The organism is Sporosarcina sp. BP05 (assembly GCF_014282005.1).
Taxonomy (GTDB): domain Bacteria; phylum Bacillota; class Bacilli; order Bacillales_A; family Planococcaceae; genus Sporosarcina.
The window spans coordinates 343738-367197 of the sequence record NZ_JACFTD010000001.1; the positions used below are offsets into that span (position 1 = coordinate 343738).

At 41.7% G+C, this 23460-nt stretch carries 22 protein-coding genes; 13 read left to right on the plus strand and 9 right to left on the minus strand.

Features of this window, described 5'->3' with window-relative positions:
- Positions 1-13 precede the first annotated feature (13 nt).
- From H2672_RS01445 to H2672_RS01460, 4 genes are read right to left on the minus strand one after another with little or no spacing between them, the layout of a single operon-like run.
- Positions 14-1651: a M20/M25/M40 family metallo-hydrolase gene (locus H2672_RS01445; protein WP_186668174.1), complete on the minus strand. Its 1638-nt coding sequence runs from the start codon at positions 1649-1651 to the stop codon at positions 14-16.
- 12 nt (positions 1652-1663) lie between these two features.
- On the minus strand, positions 1664-3082 hold the full coding sequence (locus H2672_RS01450; protein WP_370569574.1) for an amino acid permease: 1419 nt from the start codon (positions 3080-3082) through the stop codon (positions 1664-1666).
- A 36-nt stretch (positions 3083-3118) separates the two neighbouring features.
- Positions 3119-3880: a dimethylarginine dimethylaminohydrolase family protein gene (locus tag H2672_RS01455; protein WP_186668176.1), complete on the minus strand. Its 762-nt coding sequence runs from the start codon at positions 3878-3880 to the stop codon at positions 3119-3121.
- A 19-nt stretch (positions 3881-3899) separates the two neighbouring features.
- On the minus strand, positions 3900-4772 hold the full coding sequence (locus H2672_RS01460) for a dimethylarginine dimethylaminohydrolase family protein (RefSeq protein ID WP_186668178.1): 873 nt from the start codon (positions 4770-4772) through the stop codon (positions 3900-3902).
- A gap of 170 nt (positions 4773-4942) precedes the next feature.
- On the opposite strand from H2672_RS01460, the gene H2672_RS01465 reads away from it, so the two are divergent.
- Entirely contained in the window at positions 4943-5674 is a 732-nt protein-coding gene (locus H2672_RS01465) for an IclR family transcriptional regulator (protein ID WP_186668180.1), read from the plus strand.
- A 220-nt stretch (positions 5675-5894) separates the two neighbouring features.
- Here H2672_RS01465 and H2672_RS01470 read toward each other — a convergent pair whose 3' ends face one another.
- Positions 5895-7058, minus strand: coding sequence for an aminotransferase A (locus tag H2672_RS01470; protein ID WP_186668182.1), 1164 nt, complete (start codon positions 7056-7058; stop codon positions 5895-5897).
- 466 nt (positions 7059-7524) lie between these two features.
- Between H2672_RS01470 and H2672_RS01475 the strand changes: the two genes are divergently transcribed.
- From H2672_RS01475 to H2672_RS01505, 7 genes are all read left to right on the plus strand, one after another.
- Positions 7525-8622: an ABC transporter ATP-binding protein gene (locus H2672_RS01475; RefSeq protein ID WP_186668184.1), complete on the plus strand. Its 1098-nt coding sequence runs from the start codon at positions 7525-7527 to the stop codon at positions 8620-8622.
- 34 nt (positions 8623-8656) lie between these two features.
- On the plus strand, positions 8657-9715 hold the full coding sequence (locus tag H2672_RS01480; protein ID WP_186668186.1) for an ABC transporter substrate-binding protein: 1059 nt from the start codon (positions 8657-8659) through the stop codon (positions 9713-9715).
- Positions 9716-9733: 18 nt separating this feature from the next.
- On the plus strand, positions 9734-10636 hold the full coding sequence (locus tag H2672_RS01485) for an ABC transporter permease (RefSeq protein WP_222439267.1): 903 nt from the start codon (positions 9734-9736) through the stop codon (positions 10634-10636).
- A gap of 1 nt (position 10637) precedes the next feature.
- Positions 10638-11420, plus strand: a complete 783-nt coding sequence (locus tag H2672_RS01490) for an ABC transporter permease (RefSeq protein ID WP_186668190.1) — start codon at positions 10638-10640, stop codon at positions 11418-11420.
- A 63-nt stretch (positions 11421-11483) separates the two neighbouring features.
- A complete protein-coding gene (locus H2672_RS01495) occupies positions 11484-12578 on the plus strand; it encodes an alpha-hydroxy-acid oxidizing protein (protein ID WP_186668191.1) in 1095 nt (364 codons plus the stop codon).
- The gene (locus H2672_RS01500) at positions 12575-12730 is read left to right on the plus strand and encodes a hypothetical protein (protein WP_186668192.1); all 156 of its coding nucleotides are present in this window, start codon (positions 12575-12577) and stop codon (positions 12728-12730) included. Before H2672_RS01495 ends, H2672_RS01500 begins: the two co-directional genes overlap by 4 nt.
- A 326-nt stretch (positions 12731-13056) precedes the next feature.
- The gene (locus tag H2672_RS01505; protein ID WP_186668193.1) at positions 13057-14412 is read left to right on the plus strand and encodes an FAD-binding oxidoreductase; all 1356 of its coding nucleotides are present in this window, start codon (positions 13057-13059) and stop codon (positions 14410-14412) included.
- 60 nt (positions 14413-14472) lie between these two features.
- Here the strand turns inward: H2672_RS01505 and H2672_RS01510 are convergent, their stop codons facing one another.
- From H2672_RS01510 to H2672_RS01525, 4 genes are all read right to left on the minus strand, one after another.
- Complete coding sequence (locus H2672_RS01510; RefSeq protein ID WP_186668194.1) at positions 14473-15300, minus strand: undecaprenyl-diphosphate phosphatase; 828 nt, start codon at positions 15298-15300, stop codon at positions 14473-14475.
- A 7-nt stretch (positions 15301-15307) separates the two neighbouring features.
- Positions 15308-15919, minus strand: coding sequence for a DedA family protein (locus H2672_RS01515; RefSeq protein WP_186668195.1), 612 nt, complete (start codon positions 15917-15919; stop codon positions 15308-15310).
- 558 nt (positions 15920-16477) lie between these two features.
- Positions 16478-18100: a long-chain fatty acid--CoA ligase gene (locus tag H2672_RS01520; protein ID WP_186668196.1), complete on the minus strand. Its 1623-nt coding sequence runs from the start codon at positions 18098-18100 to the stop codon at positions 16478-16480.
- A 138-nt stretch (positions 18101-18238) separates the two neighbouring features.
- The gene (locus H2672_RS01525) at positions 18239-19387 is read right to left on the minus strand and encodes an acyl-CoA dehydrogenase family protein (protein WP_186668198.1); all 1149 of its coding nucleotides are present in this window, start codon (positions 19385-19387) and stop codon (positions 18239-18241) included.
- Positions 19388-19749: 362 nt separating this feature from the next.
- Here H2672_RS01525 and H2672_RS01530 point away from each other — a divergent pair, with 362 nt between their 5' ends.
- The 5 genes from H2672_RS01530 (at position 19750) to H2672_RS01550 (ending at position 23415) form a co-directional block, all read left to right on the plus strand.
- Positions 19750-20100 (plus strand): lmo0954 family membrane protein, encoded by a 351-nt coding sequence (locus H2672_RS01530; RefSeq protein WP_186668200.1) that lies wholly within the window; start codon positions 19750-19752, stop codon positions 20098-20100.
- Between the two features lie 16 nt (positions 20101-20116).
- On the plus strand, positions 20117-20746 hold the full coding sequence (locus H2672_RS01535) for a PspA/IM30 family protein (protein ID WP_186668202.1): 630 nt from the start codon (positions 20117-20119) through the stop codon (positions 20744-20746).
- Positions 20747-21063: 317 nt separating this feature from the next.
- A complete protein-coding gene (gene liaF, locus H2672_RS01540) occupies positions 21064-21765 on the plus strand; it encodes a cell wall-active antibiotics response protein LiaF (RefSeq protein WP_186668204.1) in 702 nt (233 codons plus the stop codon).
- Positions 21762-22808, plus strand: a complete 1047-nt coding sequence (locus H2672_RS01545; RefSeq protein WP_186668206.1) for a sensor histidine kinase — start codon at positions 21762-21764, stop codon at positions 22806-22808. Before liaF ends, H2672_RS01545 begins: the two co-directional genes overlap by 4 nt.
- A complete protein-coding gene (locus tag H2672_RS01550) occupies positions 22783-23415 on the plus strand; it encodes a response regulator (protein WP_186668208.1) in 633 nt (210 codons plus the stop codon). The genes H2672_RS01545 and H2672_RS01550 overlap by 26 nt, the downstream gene beginning before the upstream one ends.
- The last annotated feature ends 45 nt before the right edge of the window (positions 23416-23460 follow it).

The following is a 23460-nucleotide window of genomic DNA, read 5'->3' on the forward strand; positions in this document are numbered from 1 at the left end:
CTTTTCAGTTACATTAGACTGTGCATGTTTCCAGACTTTCATTCGTGATATACATGCTCTTCACGAGCGTTTCCAGCATGACAGGCATTTCAACAAAAGCGCTGTCGACGTGCAAACGCTCCGTTCGTTGATGAGCATCCTTCCCAAATGGACCTACATTAAGCACCGGTGCTTTCAACTGCGCCATCTCAGCAAAGGGGATGCTATATGTATCGCCCCAGACCGGCGTGTTGCTTTCGAATGCAGCCCAGCCATTTGCGTCATCTTCATAGTTAACATAACTTAGGTCGCAGATACCATTGAAGTAATGGATCTGCTCGACTGTATTATTGAATTTTTTCGCGGCTTTCTTCATCAACTCAATCGACTCGATTACAAGTGGGTTATCCGACGAGTTAATGGCCGGATAGTACGGCGGTGCGTATAGAAGTACAGTTGCAGGCGCAAGTTCCTGGCACTGAATCATCAAATTGTCGACGATGCGAAGCGACTTTTCACGATCATCCCATTCCTCATTAGTAAGCGCCTCTTGTTTCAAGCTTTCAACTTCCTTCGCCCCTAATTTTAGCAAGGCATGTTCAAGGAGCTGCTCATAGCGCAACACTCTTACTTCCCCTACGCCTGTTACTTGCTCTCGCTCACAAATGACCTTGTAGCTATCGTTACACGCTGACATCGCGTCAATTGCCACTTGCTCAAACAAATCCATCACTTCGGATGCAGTACGCTTCATTAGGAAAACGTTATATAATGCAACTGCACGGTACGGCGTTTGCGTCGAGTATTGAAGTTTCAAATCTTTTTGTTGCAATGAAACCGGTAACGGCGTAGTTTCTCCGAGATCTGTCTCGCGGAACAATTCGTTCCACTCCATACGTTGCGTCAGATATGAAGCAATATAGTTTGCAGTCATACCTTTCATCGGCTCGCCGACATGTGTTTCTTTGCCATAGAACAATGCAGCAGGCATGATTTTCCCGATAGTACCCGAGTAAACATACTCAGCAATATCCGTTGGGTTTTGAGAAAACGATGGCTCGCTATTTAAAAATAGTTTATACGTTAACCCTTGCTCCTCACGAATACGGACAAGCTCAGTCACCGCTGCACGCATACCTGCCGAGTTCACCTCTTCGTCAGGAACCGTCGTCAAGATAAGATTAATCGGCCATTTTTCGATGCTCGCTTTTTCGATGAGCTGCATATGAAGCGCAAGCCCCATTTTCATATCCATCGTACCGCGACCAAACAAGTAATTTCCTGTCTCAAGGTCAATACGTGCAGCTTCAGGCAGATCAGCATTGTGCTTGGGCTCAGACAATATTCTCGTCAGCTCTTCTGGATGAAAAGCAAGAGGTTCTAATACACCATATTCTTCTGTCCAAACCGTATCAAAATGACTCATAAGCACGATTGTTTCCATCGCCTCCGGATGCTTGTATAAAGCGGTGACCGCGTGACGACCAAGTCCAGCATCGTGCAGTTCCAACCGGTCCGGATTGTCTTTAAAGTAAGCTAGTTCTTTCAACTTCGTCTCTAACTTAGGAGCAAATGCACGCTCGCCATCTGTTAACGTACGGCTATCCCAGCTAACAAGTTCACATAACAGTGACCGAAGTGTAGAGGGTGTGCCCCATAGTAATTGGCTCATAATAATTCTCCTTTAATTTACAGGTTCGACTTTAGTTTCAACAATGATCTTGTTCTTTTTCTCCAACCTAAATTTATAAAATAGCATACAAGCAACCAAGAATCCTACACCGTAGTATAGACCAATTCGCTGTGTTGGATCGAATGCCAAAAAGACGAGAATGAGAAGACAAAAGGCGATACAAAACAACGGAACATATGGATAGAAAGGAACTTTATACTTCAGATCTTCCAATTTCCCGCCCGCTTTCAAGTAGTGACGACGGAACATCAATTGGGATGTCGCAATTCCCATCCATGAAATGGTAACGGATATTCCTGCAATCGACATAAGTAATACGAACACTGCTTCTGCTTCCATTACACTTGTTAATAATGACAATAGAGAGAACGTCATTGTGAAGATAAGTGCATTGAGCGGTACTTTCCTTTTCGACAGACGCCCGAACACCTTAGGTGCCATCCCTTCGTTTGACATTGCCCATAGAAGACGCGTTGACGCATATAGACACGAGTTTCCGACTGACAAGATTGCCGTCAAGATAACAAAGTTCATAATGCCCGCCGCGTACGGAACACCTGCGATTTCCATCAACGTCACAAACGGACTCGCGAGTAAACCAAGTTCGGATGCAGGGAAAATAGCAGATAAGACAATAATAGAAGCGATATAGAAAACGACTATTCTAAAAATTATCGTCCGGATCGCTTTCGGAATGTTCTTTTCAGGATTTTCAGTTTCCCCTGCCGCAATTCCAACCAGCTCCGAACCTTGATACGAGAAGATAACGTTCATCATCGTTACAAAAACGATAGCAATGCCCGCTGGGAATAACCCTGTAGGAGCTAAATTTGTTAAAAATGGTGTTGTACGATCTTCCATGGGAATGAAGCCAAAAATCGCTGCAAACCCAATGACAAGGAACAGAATAACTGCAACGACTTTAATACCCGCAAACCAGAATTCAGCTTCTGCAAAACCTCTCGTCGACAACGCATTCAAAGAGAATAAGAGAGCCACAAATGCCAAACACCAGATCCAAATCGGGACATTTGGGAACCAATGTTGCATGAGTATTCCAGCAGCAGTGAATTCCACTCCAGCAGTGGCGGCGGAACCTACGAAATACATCCAGCCAAGTGAAAAGCCAGCCGTAGGACTAATGTAACGCGTTGCATATGTCTGGAAAGACCCTGTCACAGGCATATGGACAGCCAGCTCGCCAAGACAAACCATAACCATATATAAAATCAAACCACCGAATAAGTAGCCGAGCAATGCTCCCCCTGCCCCGGCTTGATTGATTGTATAACCTGCATTTAGAAACAGACCAGTTCCGATTACTCCTCCGAGAGAGAGCATAAACAAGTGACGGCTTTTCATGGAACGTTTCAATAGATTGTCTGCCGGTTGATCACTCATTTTTGTCATGATATTACCTCCCAATCTTTCCTACTAATCATCTCTTTAGAATCGTAATGAAAGACAACTCAATCCACCGTCATGTTTCTGGAATTCAGACATTTCCAGTTCTATAGTTTTATAACCTGCTTCGCTCATCTTACGTTTCGTTTCCGCGTATCCTTTTGGAATGATGACAAAATCATTGACCCGTATACAGTTTGCGGAGTATTCATCCTTGGAAGAAACAATAAGTTTTTCATATTCCTCAAAATCAGGATGATCCAGGAATTCCCCCGCAGCCGCTATTATGTTATTGCCGAGGTAAGTTATTCCTGTTTTCAAGTGGAAGAATTCTTTGAGTGGAACGATTGTCCCTTTAAATCCTTCTGATTCAACTATTTCTTTTAATTGTCGTGCACCTTCTTCATTCGTCCGATCTGAAATCCCAATATAGAAGTGATCTTCCGCTTGGAGAACATCTCCTCCGTCAAGTGTGCCAGGTGAGTTAATATAATGAAAGTTCTTATAAAACCCTTTAAGGACGGATTCAATTTCTTTTATTTCTCCATTACGAGAATCTGCTCCGGGATTTGTGACGACCGCAAATTCAGGCGTTAGTACCGCAGTATCTTCCACAAATGTGGAATCTGGAAACTCTTCACTTGCTGGCAGGTGAGTAACTGTAACACCGCACTTTTTTAAGGCCTCTATATAATTCTTATGTTGTATGAGTAACTTTTCATAATCCGGTTTTCCAAGATCCGATGTCGTCAACCCATTTAAATAACTTTTTCCTGGTGTTTTTACGATTACATTTTTAAACATTTGTCATTCCCCCATTTTTTTAGTTTCTTATTACAGGACTTGTCAGACACGTTGGTCCTCCAGTGCCCTTTACGCTTATTTCTTCTCCTTTATACTCATACACTGTTGCACCTGCATCGATTAACTTTTGTTTTGTGGTAGTGTTCCCAGTAACCATCATGCAAACACGCGGGGCAAGTGCTAATACATTACAACCAAGCGTGTGATATTCTTCTTCCGACACTTCAATTAGTTGGATTCCACGTTCAATAAGAAGTTGACGGAAAAATACCGGCATTAGACGAGAGTGCACAACCGCAAGATCATGATCCACCATACTGATGAATGACATGAGATGTAGACATTCCTCCTCACCTTGATCATGCGGAAGTTGAACGACGATAAATTCTTCAACTAAGCGTGCCGTCATTTCCTTTATTTGCCTAATCGCCTCGTCATTCGTACGATAACCCCTGCCTACAACGAGCGTCTTATCGTCTAGCCAAATAATATCCCCACCGTCCGATACCGCATCGCCAGTCAATTCACCAATAATCGGGATCCCTTTTTCTTTAAGATAGTCTTTATAAACCCCTGCTTCCGGCTGTCTTAGCTTTTTTCCAGACTTTAAAATAATTGCTCCTGCGCTTGTTAATTTTACTGGATCATGCGCATATAACGAATCCATCCCCACTTCAGTGGAAGCTGGCAAATAATCAATTTGAGGAACATATTTTTCAAGTATAGATATGAATTCAGCGTATTCCCCAAGCGCTTCATTAAAATTAGGTTCCTCAAGATAATTAAAGGTCTTCCATTCTTTTGATAGATGCTCTTGGTTTATAAATGCTTCATTTGGATGTTTAACTATTACACGTTCTAATGACTTGTACATTGAAGAAGAATAAGTCATTTCCCTGCCCCCTTTTCCGGTGATTGGAAAACGTTTCCGTTGATTGGAAAGTTTATATGTAAAATATAACTCTTGTTATGTTATGATGTCAATGTATTTAGAATAATTTAATTGGTTTCACTAGAGTGGTAAATAGCAACTTTCAAGAAACTTTATGGGTGGTGTAATGTATGCAATCAATTGACCGTGCAATGACCGTAGCTAAAGTACTTGTTACAACAGATAATGGGCTATCAATTACGGACCTTTCAAAACAATGTGAACTTCCCCTCAGTACATTGCACAGACTATTAAAAGCAATGATTAAGCAAGGAATGGTTCAACAAGACGAGCGTACTAAATCGTATAGTCTCGGTACAGTTTGGTTGGAATACGGATTAAAAATTTATGACCAAATCGATTATGTAAGTAAAATCAGACCTGAATTGGAACGGCTAATGCGTGAAGTTGATGAAAGTGTGTATCTTAGTAAGCCTTTGGGAATGGAGGCCCTTATCATCGAAAGAATCGATAGTGAGAACAATCCCATTCGCATTCATGACCAACTCGGATTGCGAATACCAATGCATATTGGCGCTGCGAATAAAGCAATGCTTGCTTACATGCCTACCAGTCAATCGAAAGAGATTCTATCTACCCTCTTGCCCAAAGAGGAAATCCGCGAAATGAAAGCTGCTTTAAAAGAAATAAAAAACCAAGGATATTCGACAAGTCACGGGGAAAGAACTGAAGGCACATTTTCCGTTGCAGTGGCAATACTAAATCATTTTGAAGAAGTTGTAGGAGCCATCAGTATCGGTTTTGTAAGTTTCAATTTGACAGAAGATCGAATTGAATTTCTTGCGGAGAAAGCCATTGAAACTGGAAAACGTATTTCTGGAACACTTGGTTATCACGGCTAATTCACATAATCACTAACAAGAATCGCACTAATCTTATAGCTAAGTACGTGCAATAAATAGGTTTACGAATCCCTGAATTGGTTCCTGTCCCTTCTATTGATGAAAGTCGTGGGAATGTTCGGAGAGTAGAATGAAATTACAAAAACGGCTTGTGCATACTTTATGCACAAGCCGTTTTTGAGTTTCTAAGCGAATACATGTCTAATTCCCACTCGCAATCTTACCTGATCGAAGTCAGAAATCGTTCAATTCCATCTAATCCATCTTCCAATTCCTTCATGGATTGAGCATAGGAAATTCTAATAAATCCTTCTCCAAATTCAGAAAATGCACTGCCTGGTATAACCGCTACCTGTTCTTGGTTAAGTAATTTCTCTGCAAAGTCTGTTGATGTTAATCCTGTTTTCTTTATAGAAGGAAAAATGTAGAATGCACCTTCTGGTTCAACGACTTCTAAATCTAAATCTATTAATCGTTGGTATACATAGTCTTTTCTATTTTTATATTCATTTTTCATGGCTACTATTTCCTCACGATGGGTGCCCTGCGTTAACGCTTCAATTGCGGCATATTGACTAATTGTACTCGCACAAACAGAATTATAAGAATGTATTTTATACATTTGTTCTGTCAAATAGGGAGGAGCAAAAATAAATCCGATGCGCCATCCGGTCATAGAGTGAGATTTTGAAAGTCCATTCACAATAATTGTCTTGTCTTTCAAGCCTGGAATGGATCCGATAGAAAAATGCTTTTCACCGTAGACCAACTCACTATAAATTTCATCCGCTAAAATAAATATATTTTTATCCTCAAGTAATTTACCAATCTCTCGGATTTCTTCTTCAGATAATACAGCACCAATGGGATTACTTGGGTATGGCAGCACTATACAACGTGTTTTGTCCGTTATTTTCTCTTCAATTAATGCGGCAGTTAATTTGAAATTACTACCCGTTGTATCAGCAAAAATAGGAATAGCATTACATAATCTAATAAGTGGTTCATATCCAGGATAGACAGGTCCAGGCATAATCACCTCGGATCCTTCAGCAAGAATTGTGCGAAAAGCAATATCAAGTGCTTCACTAGCTCCAGTTGTAATGATCACTTCATCTTCTGGATTATACGATAAATTATAAAGATCCTGCACATAATCACATGCTGCTTTTCGCAATTCATATAATCCCGCTGTCTCTGTATAAGCAGTTTTATTTTCCTTAATTGCTTTTATACCAGCGACTTTAATATAATCAGGGGTTGGAAAATTAGGTTGTCCGAACGTTAAGTTTACGGCATTCGGAAATTTATCCATTACATTCGCAATTTTACGTATACCTGACATTTCTATTTCCTTAACATTGTTATTGACTAAATTAATCATTCTTTTCCGCCCTTTCTTTAGGTGCACAAATAAATGTAACCACAAATCCCTAAATCCAAATGATGAAGTCTTTCATTCTGTGCCAGTAATGATTATCGAAAAACGGTCGCGATAGTTAACTAGATGAAATTAACACTACTTTTTTAAAGGAATCAAATCCCAACATAATACACCAATGTTTTGTTGTCAATTAAATTTTAGAATTATACAACTATTCAATAACGGAACATTAATTCCTAATATAGTATACATTCACGAGTAATTTGAATTATAAAACTATATTGACAACGAATAATTTTTAGATTACTGTAATGGTAGTATTCCGGAAATGGAAAGGGATTCCGGCATGCGGAAAACTCAAATGTAGATCAAGGTTTTACGCACTGCTTTAACTGAAAATTCGTTCAATACATCTATCTATCCGAATTAATGTAGCACAGAATTTATTAAAGGGGAGGTTTGATTTATGGCTTTGGGTGACAGTTTGTCAATCTCTAACGCTACAAAGTATTACAAAAAGTTTAAAGCAGTTGATGATGTTAATTTGACTGTAAATAAAGGGGAATTTCTCACTATTTTGGGGCCGAGTGGTTCCGGAAAAACCTCTCTTCTTAAATTAATAGCCGGATTTGAGGAGTTAAGTGATGGTTCAATACTATTGAATAATTTGGATATTACCAAGAAAAAGCCATATGAAAGGGAAATCGGGATGCTATTTCAAAACTATGCCCTCTTTCCTCATATGACCGTTTCGGATAATATTGCTTATCCGCTACGTCTTCGTAAATTTCCAAAAGAAGAAATAATAGAACGGGTCCAAAGTATTCTAAAACTCGTTCATTTGGAAGAATACGGGTCTAGATATCCTGAACAGCTAAGCGGTGGACAACAGCAGCGGGTAGCATTAGCAAGAGCGATTGTTTTCAATCCTCCCCTCCTTCTTTTAGATGAACCTCTTGGTGCATTAGATAAGAACTTGCGCAAACAAATGCAATTAGAAATCATGCAGATTCAAGAAAAGGTAGGCATCACGACGATTAGTGTAACGCATGATCAAGAAGAGGCATTAGTTATGTCTGATCGAATTTGTGTGATGAACAATGGACGAATAGAACAAGTGGATAGCCCTAAAAACATATATAAACATCCTAAAAATCGATTTGTGGCCGAATTTATCGGCGAAATCAATTTGATAAAAGGGGAGATTATTAATATAACCGATGAAATCACCAAGGTGAAAATTAAGGATAATTTGACGGTTAAGATCAAAACAGACGTTGCCCAACCAGGAATAATTGGAAAGTCAATGCTCATTGCGATTCGACCAGAAAATATTCAAATTGCTCAGGAATCATCTGAATTCCATAATACCATTCACGCTAAAGTACTTGATACGATTTACGTCGGGGATTCAGTCATCATTCAAACGAAAGCGGTTACAGGGGAGAATATAACAGTTAAAGTCCCCGCACACATGTCAGACTCGAGATTCGATAATCGGGATATTCTCTTAGGTTGGAATCACAAGGATGCCTGTTTAATTTTTGACGAAACACAAACATGACTATATGAAAAAACAGTCTATGAGGGGGATAAAAATGAATAGTAAAAAAATAGGATTAAGCATAGTTTTATTGCTGTTGCTTCTTAGTATTATGGGTTGCGGCAAAAATGATACTAAAGGATCTACTAGTAAAGTTAAAGAGCTTGTCGTTGTAGATTGGGGCGGACCTTACACGGAAGTCCATAAGAAGATGTCCTTTGAACCATTCGAAAAAGAATATGGCGTCAAAGTTATCGTTGTCACCCCACCTGACACCGGTAAACTAAAAGCAATGGTGGAAAGCGAAAATGTTGAATGGGATGTTGTCAGTGTCGGGAATGATTTTGCGATTCGAGCAGGTAAAGAAGGGTTACTCGAAAAATTAGACTTTGATGTCATCAGCAAGGAAGGCCTATCGGAAGAACTTGTTAACGATTATGCAGTTCCAGAAAACTTATTTTCAACAGTGATTGCCTATAACACGGATACTTTCAGCGCTGACAATTATCCGAAAACCTGGGCAGACTTCTGGGATACTGAAAAGTTTCCTGGTTCCCGTGCTCTTTATAAATCTCCTTTTTGGACTCTTGAATCTGCTTTACTTGCAGATGGAGTGGAACCCGAAAACTTATATCCTTTAGATGTTGATCGTGCTTTTGCAAAACTTGATGAAATTAAAGATCATGTAAAAGTTTGGTGGACAGCAGGTGCCCAGCCACCAGATTTGCTCTCTACGAACGAAGTTTCCTTATCATCCGCTTGGAGCGGTCGTATCACAGCAGCAAATACTGAAGGAGCACCAGTCGATTTAGAGTTTAACCAGGGGATTATTTTCACGAATTCTTGGGCTGTTCCTAAAGGCGCACCAAACAAAGAGTTAGCTATGAAATTTATCGCCTTTACACTTGCTCCAGAGCAGCAGGCTGCCTTGTCTTCTGCCTATGATAATGCACCCGCAAACAGTAATGCATTACCTCTGATGTCTGAAGAAGCGATAAATCGCTTGGGACAATCTCCCGAAAATCAAGGTAAACAAATTATTACAAACAGTGAATGGTGGGTTGAAAACTTTGATAAGGTCGATGAACGTTTTCAACAATGGCTTCTCGAATAAGAAGGGGAGATGAATCAAATGATTGGAGCAAAAAGTGAATTGAGGATACCCGCCAAACGGGTATCCCTCGCCCTTCGGGTATCACGAATAACAGGACTGAAATGGCTTCTTTTGTTTATCCCGTTGGGGTATATCATGGTTTTAATGTTTTTTTCAATGTTTGATTTTTTTAAGCTAAGTGTTTTTAATGACGATGGTTTTACGTTGCAATACCTAAGCCATATCTTTACGACCCCAGTCTATTTGAAAGTGCTATGGCTGACAGTGAAAATAGCTTTAATTGTTACATTTTGCGCTTTAATTTTCGCTTATCCAGTTGCCTACATGCTGGTCAGAACGGAGTCTGGTTTGTGGAAAAAAGTAATCTTTGCAGCTGTTTTAATTCCTTTTTGGATAAGTTTACTCGTTCGTACGTACGCATGGACAATCTTGCTTCAAAAGAACGGAGCCATCAACAAGCTACTGCTAGAACTCGGCATTATTAATGAGCCGCTTGATCTTCTTTACAATACAACCGGGGTCGTTATTGGGATGACCCATATCCTTCTACCTTACATGATTTTGAGCTTGTATTCGGTTATGGAAGGAATTGATCAACGATTGCTTCAGGCTGCGCAAGGGATGGGTGCACGTCCCTGGAAAGCGTTCATTCAAATCTTTTTACCCCTATCACTTCCAGGCGTATTAGCTGGTTCCCTCTTAGTATTTGTTATGGGTCTCGGGTACTATATTACCCCAGCTTTACTTGGAGGGGCGGGTACGCCAATGATTTCAATGTTAATAGAAAGTAATATTAACACAACTTTGAATTGGCATTTGGCGTCGGCACTTTCCTTAGTTTTATTTGTAGCCACATTACTTTTGTTATTGATTGCGTTGCTGATAACTCGCAGTAATCCAATGTTGAAGGGGTTGGAATGATATGTGGCTAAAAGTACTTGTAGGTATCATTCTAGTTGCATTAATCGCACCAATACTTGTCATTGTACCAATTTCTTTTTCATCCGTGAGTTACTTTGAATTTCCGCCTCCGGGCTACTCAACAAAGTGGTATGCAAACTTTTTTTCCAATAGTGAATGGGTAGAAGCTACATTCCGTAGCCTCACAATTGCTCTCTTTACCGCTATTCTTGCCGCTACTCTAGGAATTATGGCTTCACTTGCTGTGACAAGGCTAAATTTTTGGGGAAAACAAGTATTTATGTCATTGATGGTAGCCCCTATGATTATTCCTTTGATTATTATCGGGGTTGCTCTTTATCATTCTTTCGCTCCTCTAGGACTCTCAAATAGTATGCTAGGTTTGGTCCTGGCACATACAATTATTGCGATTCCAATTGTATTTGTTACTGTGACTGCTAGTTTAAAAGGCGTTGACAAGAATCTTGAATTGGCTGCTTTGGGATTAGGGTCAACACCCTTTGGTGCTTTTTTCAAAGTGACACTTCCCTTAATCCGACCGGCAGTTTTATCAGGGGCTCTGTTCGCCTTTATTATCTCTTTTGACGAGGTCGTTGTATCGATTTTCTTGGCAGGTTCGAAAACGAAAACACTCCCGATTGCGTTGTGGGAAAACCTTCGCATCCAAGTCGATCCGACAATGGCTGCAGTATCGACGATTCTCATCGGGATTACAGTTTCTTTGTTTATAATCCAGACATTAGTGTCAGCCCGCAAGGCTCGTCTAAGAAAAAGTGTTCAATGACACCATAATTACGTCGGTATACTTTTTTCATCAATAAACAATCAAAAGGGAGCTAAATTGTTGATGGCACAATCGTACTTGGAAATTGAAGCAGGCAAGAAACTTTCGAAGGAGGCTTTCGATTATATTGCACGAGGGTCTGGAGAAGAAGTTACAATGGACGCGAACCGGAAAGCCTTCGACAAATGGACAATCCGCCCACGTGTCTTACGCAATGTATCAAAGCGGGACTTCTCCGTTTCCTTGTTCGGAAAGACGTTGAAGACGCCAGTATTTCTTGCCCCAATCGGTGTGCAAAGAATTGCGCATCCGGAGGGTGAACTTGCGTCGGCAAGGGCTGCAGCGTCTATGGGCATTCCATACATTGTGAGTAGCGTATCCTCTAATTCCATGGAAGAAATCGCAGAAGTAATGGGGAATCATTTACGCTGGTTTCAACTTTATTGTTCCATAGAAGAAAGCGTGACTGAAAGTTTTGTCAAGCGTGCGGAAGCAAGTGGCTATTCAGCAATCGTTATCACAGTCGATACTCCAATGCTTGGTATCCGAAAAATGGATCTTCTGAACAATTATTCACCGTTAAGTGGCGGTTATGGATGCGGAAACTACATAACTGACCCTGCTTTTTGTAACCTTTTAGAAAAATCCCCCTTTGAGGATAAAGAAGCCGCACTTCAAAAACAATATGACATCATAGATCAGCCAAACCTCAACTGGTTGGACTTAAAGAAAATACGCTCATACACGACACTCCCTATCTTATTGAAAGGGATTCTGCATCCTGACGACGCACAACTTGCGCTTGATTATGGGGTTGACGGCATTATTGTTTCGAATCATGGTGGTAGGCAGCTTGATCAATGCATCGCTTCATTAGATGCCCTCCCCGAGATAAGTGAAGTCATTCAAGGACGTATTCCAATCCTTATAGATAGCGGCATTCGGAACGGAACAGACGTAGTGAAAGCACTTGCACTCGGTGCGGATTGTGTATTAGTAGGACGTCCATATATTTACGGTTTAGCCACAGGTGGTCAAGATGGTGTTGAGAAAGTACTCACCCACCTTCTCCATGAGTTCGATATATCGATGGCGCTAGCAGGCATTTGCTCCATTGATGAAATCGAGGATTCGGCCTTGGTGAGGAATCTGGAGTGAAGCAGCTATACGAATTGAAATATGGAAGAAACTTTTCCGGCCCTAAAAAATTAATCGACGAAGAAATCGACCGTCTTCTCTTTGAAGATGAATCCATGATCCGTGATTATCAAGCCATTGGTAGCGCATTATTTTCGAATGGGAAACAGTGAATTATCCCTACTTATGCTCGGCATAAGTAGGGATAATTCTTGGTACACTCGACTATGAAACAGAGGAAGTATTTCGTGTAGAAGAAGAATCCTATGATGCTGCTGTTTTCCTTTATTTTCTGATGAAAGCACTCAAAAATATCCATCTTTTAAAATAGTTACAGTTTAGGACAATGTGAGAATACATCATCCCCAATTGATTCAAAAACACGTAAACAAATTTATTAATCTTATCAATCAAAAACCCCAGGCCATCGTCAATCGGTTATGTGTTAGGATGTAAAACAAAGTTTCAACGCATACAGATAATTAGGGAGTTGAAATAGTTGTATATTAATGAATTAAAAACACGACTTGGAGCCGATAAAGTAAGCCAAAGTGAGGCTGAATTATTTCGGCACAGTAAAGATGAATCATCGCACCCAGCCATTAAACCGGATGTTGTCTGCTTTCCAGAAAACACCGCAGACATTGTTACCATTATGAGCGTTGGTGATCAATTTGGCATTAGCGTAACTCCATATGGCGCAGGTTCAGGACTTGAAGGACAAATAATTCCTATTAAAAAAGGTATTTCCATCGATTTTGAACGGATGAATAAAGTAATTGAATTTTCACCTGAAGATTTAACCATTACAGTTCAACCTGGAATCACCCGCTTACAACTGAATGACCTTACAAATCGGCAAGGGCTTCAATTCCCTATCGATCCCGGTGCAGATGCAACAATTGGTGGAATGGTTGCAACAAATGCAAGCGGAACGACCGCCGTGAAATACGGTTCTATGCGTGATCAGGTGTTGAACCTTGAAGTAGTTTTGGCGACTGGCAAAGTGATTCGAACAGGAACAAAAGCCAAAAAGTCATCATCCGGTTATCATTTGTCTGGACTGTTTGCAGGCTCTGAAGGAACGCTTGGCATCATCACTGAAATTACATTGCGACTTCACGGTATTCCAGAACATGTTATTGCGGCACGATGCACATTCGATGACATCAGCACTTGCGCAGAAGCTGCAACTCTAATTTTACAGAGCGGCATCCCTGTGTTGCGCATGGAACTTGTCGACGATAAAAGCATTGCGGCAATCAATGCCTACGGGGACTACGATATACCCGTAGCTCATTCACTCTTTTTTGAATTTGCAGGAACCAAATCCGGAACGGAAGAAGAGGCAATCACTGCAGAGGAACTAATGCGTGAACTCGGATGTAATCATTGGGAAACGGCGGATACTTCAAAAGAACGCACGCTACTTTGGAAAGCGCGCCATGAACTGGGCTATGCATATAGTCATGCAGAAGGAGTGATTGTTACTGGCGGGGATGTCTGCGTCCCAATTTCGAAGTTACCCGAAATGGTTACCTTTGCACGTGATTTAGTTGAAGAAAGCGGATTAAAAAGTGGGATTTTCGGACATGTCGGTGATGGTAATTTCCACACAATTATAGCGTTTGACCCGAACAAACCTGAAGAAAGGAAAAGGGCTGAATATACGAATGAAGCACTGGCCATGCGTGCAATCGAAGTTGGAGGCAGTTGTACAGGTGAACATGGTGTCGGGTTAGGAAAACGTAAGTTTCAGCAAACCGAACATGGAGAGGCCCTTGAGGTAATGAAGCAGATGAAACAGATGTTAGATCCAAAAAACTTACTGAATCCGGGTAAGATTTTCTTATAATAGTTAATATAAACAAAAAACGACTCCCGTACACCAATGTGCAGGAGTCGTTCCAATTTCTTATAAAAATACAATAACCGCTAACACAGCTGCTAAGACAAGTCGGTAAATCGCAAACGGTACAAGTTTAACGCGTGAGATTAGCTTCAAGAAGAAGCGGATGGAAATCAATGCGAAAATGAATGCACTGATGAATCCGACGATGTAAAACGACAGATTATCCATCGACAAGTACTCCCAGTTCTTCAAAACCGATACAAGGCTTGCGCCCATCATAATTGGAACAGCCATAATGAACGTGAAATCTGCCGCAGTCCGGTGATTCATTCCGAACAGCACACCGCCCGAAATCGTGGCGCCTGAACGCGAAAACCCTGGCCACAGTGACAGACATTGGACAAGACCAACTGTGAACGCCTGCTTGTATGTGATTTGGTCCAACGTTTGTACTTTCGGTTTTTTGGGACCAAATTTGTCAGCGACAATCATAAGAATTGCCCCTGCTACCAAGGCAAAAATAACCGTTTCCACTCCGAATAAATAATCATCAATTAGATCTTTAAACGCAAATCCAAGAATGACAGCTGGAAGCATACCGATAATGACATGCCCTAAATTGAAGCGTGAATTCATCTTTTTACCATCAATCTTATAAAGACCGACTAGGCTAAAAAGACGTTTCCAAAATACGACGACAACTGCTAAAATCGATCCTAACTGGATAACGATTTTAAATGTAATCGCGGGATATTTACCTAAAAACTCTTCCGTTTTCAGCCACATATCGTCGACAATGATCAAGTGACCCGTCGAAGATACAGGTGCGAACTCCGTCATTCCTTCAACAAATCCAAGTATTAACGCTTTAATCAAATCAAATAATTCCATAAGTTAATTACACTCTCTTTCTACGGAAACGACCATACCAAATGCAAATCGCTATACCGCTAATTGCTAGCAGTGCGTACGCAATGTTCGAATAGATGTCCATATAATGGACGATCGATTGCCAATTGTCGCCAACTGCTGCGCCGATCATAACAAGTGTCGCGTTCCAGATCAGACTACCTATTGTTGTAAGTAAAATGAATAGCGGGAAATTCATATTCGACATGCCTGCTGGAATCGAGATTAGGCTACGGATTAGTGGAACTAGGCGGCAGAGCAGCACTGTCCACGGACCATATTTGTTAAACCATGCATCGGCCTTGCGAATGTCTTTTCGTGTAAGACGTAAAACGCTTCCCCACCGATCGACAATTTTCTCAAGGCGTTCCACATCGAGAAATAACCCGATACTATACAAAATCATCGCCCCAATAACCGATCCAGCCGTCGCCGCAATAATGACGCCCACTCGTGTCATATCTGAATACGTCGTCATGAATCCGCCGAATGTCAAAATAACTTCAGATGGTATCGGTGGAAACACATTCTCAATCAGTATTAATAAAAACACACCAAAATAGCCAAACTGATCCATAAATTCAGTAATCCAATTTTCCACGTTACGCCTCCACCAACTATTACTTTACTAAATACCGAATGCAAGTGCAAACTGACTTCGTGAAATGAATGGACGTTCCTTTATAAAAGAAGTTGCCTTTCTTATCAATTATTTTATGCAAAAGAATCCATGCCTATGATTCTACGCCGATATTACTCGCATTAATTACCCTAATGGATTCTTTACCTTTTGTTGATAACTTTATGAAAAACGAAGTTATCAACAGTCGTCAGTTGATAACTTCAAAAAATGTTTATAGTTTCAGAATTTTCTATCGAAAAACATCTTTTTAGGTTATTAATCAAATTACAGACAAAGATATCCACAATTTTCTCCCCAGTTAACAATCTACCCACAATAAGTAATCAAGTTATACACTACCCGCCAAGCTATATTTAGTGCACATTATAGTATATTGTGTTTATATCAAATTACTGCGATACAATTCACTAAAGTACTAACTATCCAGTTGATTATTCAAGTATAGGATATCATGCCGTTAAACTCTTTAATTGATTACATGAAAAAGGGACCAGTTACGGTCCCTTTTTGCGTTTCTTACACTTGCTGATAATGTTCGGTCAATTGATTACGTAATGAGGATTTTAGGAATTTACCGACGGATGTTTTCGGGATTTCATCCAAGAAGACAACATCGTCCGGTACCCACAATTTAGCGAACTGGCCTGCCAAATAGGTTAGCAACCGCTGTTTCATCTCTTCGTCAGCAACCTTCCCCTCTTTCAAGACAACACATGCAAGTGGACGTTCAATCCATTTCTCATGCGGTATCGCTATCACTGCCGCTTCAAAAACATCTTCATGCGTCATTAGCGCATTTTCCAAGTCAACAGACGAAATCCATTCGCCTCCACTCTTGATCAAATCTTTTGTTCGATCCATCAATTTAAGATAGCCAAACTCTGTCATGACTGCGATATCCCCTGTAAATAGCCATCCATCACGGAAGGCTTCTGCTGTCCGCTCATCATTGTAATATTCACTTGCAATCCAAGGACCTCGAATGGCTAATTCGCCCATTGTTTTACCACCCCAAGGCGCATCTCCATTTTCATTGACAATGCGAACTTCAAGACCTGGCATCGGCAACCCTTGAAGTGCACGGACGTCGATTTTTTCATCCATTGTCAAATCGTTCATCCCTGATGAATAAACGGATAGACTGACCAGCGGCGATGTTTCGGTCATACCGTAGCCAACGATGAACGGCACGCCAAGTTTTTCTTCAAATGCACGGATCAATCCTTTTGGTGAAGCTGAACCACCGCTTACAACGGCTCGAAGGGATGACAAATCTCTTGGGTTCTGCTCTTGTTCCTTCAGCACCGCGAGCCAAATTGTTGGAACCCCCGCTGTTATAGTCACCTTCTCCTGCTCAATCAAGTCCAGTAGCAGCTTCGGATTTAAGCCCGGCCCTGGAAGGACTTGTGTTGTGCCAAAAAAGACTGCAGCGAATGGCATTCCCCATGCATTTACGTGGAACATTGGCACGACTGGCAGGATAACATCTCTCTCAGATAAGCCCATGGCATCAGCTAGTCCTAGCGCATAACTATGCAGTACAAGTCCGCGATGGGTATACATGACTCCTTTCGGATTGCCCGTCGTAGCGGATGTGTAGCACATGCCTGCTGGCGTATTTTCATCGAGATCTTCTGGGAATACAAAGTCTTCAGACGCTGCTGCGAGAAGCGCTTCATACGAATAGACATTTTCGAGTGATGTCTCCGGTATTTCAGTGCTGTCTCCCATGATGATATAATGTTTCACCGTTTTCAGATAAGGCGCAAGTTTTTCGAGATGCGGAAACAAATTATCATCAACAAGCAGGATTTCATCCCCCGCATGGTTAATGACGTACGCAATATGTTCCGGCGATAATCGTATATTTACCATATGAAGGATGGCACCTGTTCCTGGCACACCAAAGTATGCTTCTAAATGTCGATGGTGATTCCAAGCAAACGTTCCAACTTTCGTTCCGTGCTTCATCCCAAGTTTTGTTAGGGCATCTGCCAGTTTGCGCGTTCTTTTTGCGAACTCGCGATATGGAATACGGTGAATCGAGTCTTCTCCTGTGCGTGAAATAATTAATTTGTTAGGGAAGTATTGCTCTGCTCGTTTAATAAAGGAAGATAATAAAAGTGGTGTTTGCATCATATTAATCAATCCCCTTTCATGTAGAATAAGTTTTTTACGTAATAAGTGCGAACTTAAATCATAGACATTCGTCACATATGGTCCCGAAAGATAATATGCCATACGAAGCTAAATTATTCCTTCAAGCATCCATAAATCCTACAAACCCATATTCTTCGCGATGATGACTTTCATGATCTCATTTGTCCCTGCGTAAATCGATGCCACAGGAATGTCCCGGTAACGCCTCGCAATTTTATATTCCTCCATATAACCATATCCACCGTGAAGCTGCATACACTCTGCCGAAATTTCGCGCGCCGTATCCGTCAGCCAATATTTTGCCATCGATACTTTCGTGACGACGTCCTTTCCTACTAGATGATCTTCGATAAGTGATTCCAGAAAAGCTTTGCCAATTTCCACTTTAGTTGCAATTTCAGCAAGTTTAAACTGCGTGTTTTGGAAAGAACCAATCGGCTTATCAAATGCTTTCCGCGATTTCACATACGCCAATGTCAATTCCAGCATGTCTTCAGATGCCGTCTGTGCAGCAATCGCAACAACAAGCCGTTCCTGCTGTAGTTTTTCCATCATGTAGCTGAATCCTTTTCCTTCTTCGCCGATCAGGTTTGCTACAGGAACGCGGCAATCGTCAAAAAACAACTCCGCCGTGTCTTGCGAATGTAGCCCTACTTTATCGAGTTTGCGACCTTTCGTGAATCCTGGCGTTCCTTCTTCTATAATAAGTAGACTGACGCCGCGATGTTTCGGTTCGGCATATGGATCGGTTTTTACAGCAACGAGCATAAGGTTTCCATTAATACCATTTGTGATAAACGTCTTTTGACCATTCACGACGTAGTGGTCACCATCTTTAATTGCAGTTGTCCAGATATTAGCCAGGTCCGATCCTGTGCCTGGCTCCGTCATTGCAATAGCGGTAATATTGTCAGCGCTTACACATCCGGGTAACCAACGTGTTTTCTGCTCCACAGTGCCAAACGATTCAATATATGGAACAACGATGTCATTGTGCAAGCCCACACCCGTAAGGCCTGTGCCTACACGCTCAAGTTCTTCCCCGATTATAACGCTGAAGCTGAAATCCAGACCAAGTCCACCGTATTTATCATCCACTTGCGGACAGAGGAATCCCATCTTCCCGAGTTTTTTCCAAAACGCGATTGGAATAAGCCGGTCTTTTTCCCATGTATCGTAGTGTGGGACAGCTTCTTTTTGAAGAAACTTTCGGAGCGAATCTCGAAACATGACGTGCTCATCCGTTTCAAATTTGTATCTCGCCAATGGTCAATCCCCCTTGTGTAACATGCGCTTTTGAAAGTAATAGATTATTAACTTTATCAGCACTTGCTGTGTAGATGTCCATATCCACAAGTTCATCAAGTCTGTAGACCGAAAAGCTCCCTTTTCCCTGCCTACCGCAGTTCCCACTCCTTCAACAATAACAATCTCTTTCATTCCCACACCTAGTTATCTGAATTAATTAATTTTTCTTATAATAATAGAATACATGAAAATACTTACAAAATCTAGTATGACTTAGACTGAATCAGCCTCAAGTCTTAGATGAAAATCCGCTTAGCGCCCGTTTGGACGAGCCGGAAATCGTTATAAGATTAAGCTACAAACGAAAGGAGGAACAACAAATGAAAAAACTAGGTCTTGCAGCACTCGGTATTACAGCGGCAATCGTTGCCCTTGTAAACCTTGGATCACTTCTCGCACTTGCATTTTCTGCATTAGTTGCATACGCGGGGTTCCATTATTTCAGAAAGAGCACTTCCATAATCTCAAAAATATTCTGGGGAGGCGTACTTGTCGTTGGCTTGTTAACAGCAATTGCAAATGTACCAGCATTCATCGGAATCATTGCTCTAGTGGGTGTTCTGTACACTTGGCGTAAATGGCATGGTACAGAAAATAGTAACATCATCAATAACGCCACCGATGATCCATTCGTAAACTTCGAACGTCAGTGGAATGAAATTACAAAATAATGAGGAGGAACTAACTATGAACTCACTTTGGAATAGATTCAAATACTCGGTACAAGCAGATCTTCACACGGTGCTCGATAAAAAAGAAAGCAAAAATCCAATCGCCATGTTGAATCAATACATCCGCGAGGCAGAAAAACAGACCGATTCAATCGGCAAATTACTTGAACGTCAAAGCAAACTAAAAACAGAACTGCAGAAAGAATTGGCAGAAGCAGAAAAGATGGCAGACAAACGCCGCAATCAGCTCGCACTTGCACAAACTGCAGGTGAAGAAGACTTAGTTGCATTTGCTGAGGAGGAAATCGCCGCGTACGATACGCGTGCAGCAGAACTATCGGAAAGTGTTATGGAAACGGCCTATGAACTGATTTCACTTGAACGTAAATTCGAAGAAATGAAACATAAAGTCAAAGACATGAAAGTACGTCAGCTACAATTAATGGGCAAAGAGAATGTGACGCGGGCCCATCATCGCATGGACCAAGTCATCTCTCCTGAAAATGCAGACAGCAAAATGGCGTCAGTTGGCGATATGAAAAAGTATATCGAAAACCTTGGTGGAAAGATTGAACGTGAGTACGAAACGTCATCTATGGACCGTCGCCTCGAGTCATTAGGAAAAGCGGAAGGTGCCGTAAAGTGAATACAGCCTAAATTCGCCACTTCGTGTGGCAACGGCTGTGTGACCTACATCCTGTAGGCCCGCGACAGGCATAAGACAGATTGGCGACGTGGCGCACTTTGCCACATAGCCTATCTGACTTATGTCCCGAGCATCTGGCACCTGAAGCCTAGACATTAGAGAAAGAATCCGCAAAAGAAGTAGAAATTGTGTAAAATAGACTGTAGGATGCAGGTATGCAAACGTCGTCACAGAACGCGGCTTACTTAGGTCGCGTACCTGCTTCCTTACTTTCCTTACTGACAGATAATCTGACCTCAAGAAGGGGGAATAACAAGATGAAACGAATCGATACGAGCAAAATCACATTTTGGGGACTCACTTTTCTGCTGCTCATTTTTGTTGAGGCGGCTTTCTTTCATAATGGCAATATCGTGTTCGTCCTTCTCGGTGCCGGACTTATTTATTACGGATTGCGGAAGCGATCGAAACTGCTATTTTTACCGGGCCTGTTTTTCATCGCGATGGCACTTTTCACATTGTGGAGTTTACGAGTACTCATCTTCACCGTCATCGTCTACGTCCTTGTAAGATTATGGAAAGGTGTACCGTCGGAGGAAATTATGCGTCCTCTCAAGGATCTTCAGCGAGAGACGCCAAATGGAATTTGGAAAAACAAATTTTTTTCCGTCCAGTCATCCCCCTTTTCGTCTTATGAGTGGGAGGATATCCATATCCAAGGACTTTTTGGTGATATCCACATCGATGTCACGGATACGGTGCTACCAAAAGGGACTTCTTTAATTTCCGTTAGGCAAGGTATAGGGAAAATTAAGATTGACTTGCCTTACGAAATCCCCGTACGCATTCATTACACGACATTAATTGGTGATGCTAAGCTGTTCAATATCTACCGAAAACGACTCATTAACGAGTCGCTCCATATGAAAGATAGTTATGAAGGGAAATCAGCTGAGTCCCCTGAACTTATCATTACACTTTCCACTTGGGGCGGAGATGTCGAGGTGACACGAAAATGAAGGCAGTTATCGGACGGGGACTTGTTTTATCGTTTCTATTTACCGTGATTGCCGCGGTGTACTTCTATTTTATTATTGGGTTGCCTTTAGAGGAAAGTTGGTTTGCATTTTACGAATTGAAGTTTGCGGAAGTTCCTCTTGGTTGGTGGATTTTGAACACTATTCTCCTGCTTGCCTGGGGTATCGCCATATGGACGGGGTTTTTAGGAAGTTCAAGGGAGAAAGCGATTGAGCAGAGGATAACGGCGTTGATCGACACCGAGCTAGAAACCGATTCAATCTGGAAGTTCTCTCCCCGCATGGACCGGGCAATCGGGACGGTGTCAACAGTCATTCATACACAACGAAAAAGTCTGCAACGTATAATAGATGAGCGTGCGGAGGAGCAAGACAAACTGATCCAAGAAAGAATTATACAGGAACGACAGCGGCTTGCACGCGAGTTGCATGATTCAGTATCCCAGCAACTGTTCGCCGCATCGATGCTATTATCCGCAATTACAGAAAACAACGAAGCCGTTATAGCACAAAAATCGGTACTCCAAGTCGAGCGAATCGTCCAACAGGCACAACTGGAAATGCGCGCGTTGCTCCTCCATTTAAGACCGGCGGCCTTGAACAATAAATCGCTCGCTGAAGGGCTTGAAGAATTGTTAATTGAATTAAGAGAAAAAGTTCTATTCGATATCCGATTCCGCTTGGAAGAAGTGACATTATCTAAAGGTGCAGAGGATCATTTATTCCGCATCGCGCAGGAGACGTTATCCAATACACTGCGCCATGCACAAGCCACGGAAGTCGATGTGCTATTTGTGGAAAGAGACGGACTCGCGATTTTCCGTGTGCAAGATAATGGTGTCGGGTTCAAGGATAGTGACGGAAAAGGCGGCTCATATGGGCTGCAAAACGTCAAAGAACGTGCAATTGAAATCGGCGGAACATGCAAAATTGTTTCCGTTCCCTCACAAGGAACAATTGTAGAAGTAAAATTACCTGCTCGAAAAGGAGATGAATCGAATGATCAAGATCCTATTAGTGGATGACCACGAAATGGTGCGGATCGGTGTATCGGCTTACCTTCAGATTCAGCCCGATATGGAAGTTATCGGTGAAGCGGTAAATGGGCGCGAAGCCGTTGAAAAAGCACTCGAGTTACGCCCCGATATTATTTTGATGGATATGGTCATGCCTGAAATGAACGGTGCCGAAGCAACTGCCGCAATCATAAAGGAGTGGTCGGAAGCAAAAATCGTTATCGTGACTAGTTTTCTAGATGACGACAAAGTATATCCGGCACTTGAAGCAGGCGCAATCAGCTACATATTGAAAACATCGAATGCGAAGCGAATTGCGGAGGCCATCCGTGAAACATTGAAAGGACAAACGGTGTTGGAACCTGAAGTCACAACAAAAATGATGCGCAAAATGCGAGCGGGCAATGAACGGCAACCCCACGATGAGTTGACGGAACGTGAACACGAAGTTTTATTGCACCTCGCCAAAGGTAAAACGAATCAGGAAATCGCTGATGATTTGTTTATTGCCCTGAAAACAGTGAAGACGCATGTTAGCAATCTATTAGCTAAACTAGAAGTGCAAGACCGGACACAAGCAGTTATTTATGCGTTTAAGCATGATTTAGTGAATTAAAAAGCAGTCATCACACGTCAGACTATACCTGATGTATGATGACTG

Bases quoted from the DNA above. Each gene is read 5' to 3' on its own strand.
- H2672_RS01495 (WP_186668191.1), top strand. From the start codon at position 11,484: ATGGCACAATCGTACTTGGAAATTGAAGCAGGCAAGAAACTTTCGAAG.
- liaF (WP_186668204.1), top strand. From the start codon at position 21,064: ATGAAACGAATCGATACGAGCAAAATCACATTTTGGGGACTCACTTTT.
- H2672_RS01550 (WP_186668208.1), top strand. From the start codon at position 22,783: ATGATCAAGATCCTATTAGTGGATGACCACGAAATGGTGCGGATCGGT.
- H2672_RS01485 (WP_222439267.1), top strand. From the start codon at position 9,734: ATGATTGGAGCAAAAAGTGAATTGAGGATACCCGCCAAACGGGTATCC.
- H2672_RS01530 (WP_186668200.1), top strand. From the start codon at position 19,750: ATGAAAAAACTAGGTCTTGCAGCACTCGGTATTACAGCGGCAATCGTT.
- H2672_RS01460 (WP_186668178.1), bottom strand. From the start codon at position 4,772: ATGACTTATTCTTCTTCAATGTACAAGTCATTAGAACGTGTAATAGTT.
- H2672_RS01545 (WP_186668206.1), top strand. From the start codon at position 21,762: ATGAAGGCAGTTATCGGACGGGGACTTGTTTTATCGTTTCTATTTACC.
- H2672_RS01535 (WP_186668202.1), top strand. From the start codon at position 20,117: ATGAACTCACTTTGGAATAGATTCAAATACTCGGTACAAGCAGATCTT.
- H2672_RS01490 (WP_186668190.1), top strand. From the start codon at position 10,638: ATGTGGCTAAAAGTACTTGTAGGTATCATTCTAGTTGCATTAATCGCA.
- H2672_RS01475 (WP_186668184.1), top strand. From the start codon at position 7,525: ATGGCTTTGGGTGACAGTTTGTCAATCTCTAACGCTACAAAGTATTAC.
- H2672_RS01470 (WP_186668182.1), bottom strand. From the start codon at position 7,058: ATGATTAATTTAGTCAATAACAATGTTAAGGAAATAGAAATGTCAGGT.
- H2672_RS01520 (WP_186668196.1), bottom strand. From the start codon at position 18,100: ATGATGCAAACACCACTTTTATTATCTTCCTTTATTAAACGAGCAGAG.
- H2672_RS01445 (WP_186668174.1), bottom strand. From the start codon at position 1,651: ATGAGCCAATTACTATGGGGCACACCCTCTACACTTCGGTCACTGTTA.
- H2672_RS01450 (WP_370569574.1), bottom strand. From the start codon at position 3,082: ATGACAAAAATGAGTGATCAACCGGCAGACAATCTATTGAAACGTTCC.
- H2672_RS01465 (WP_186668180.1), top strand. From the start codon at position 4,943: ATGCAATCAATTGACCGTGCAATGACCGTAGCTAAAGTACTTGTTACA.
- H2672_RS01480 (WP_186668186.1), top strand. From the start codon at position 8,657: ATGAATAGTAAAAAAATAGGATTAAGCATAGTTTTATTGCTGTTGCTT.
- H2672_RS01510 (WP_186668194.1), bottom strand. From the start codon at position 15,300: ATGGAATTATTTGATTTGATTAAAGCGTTAATACTTGGATTTGTTGAA.
- H2672_RS01455 (WP_186668176.1), bottom strand. From the start codon at position 3,880: ATGTTTAAAAATGTAATCGTAAAAACACCAGGAAAAAGTTATTTAAAT.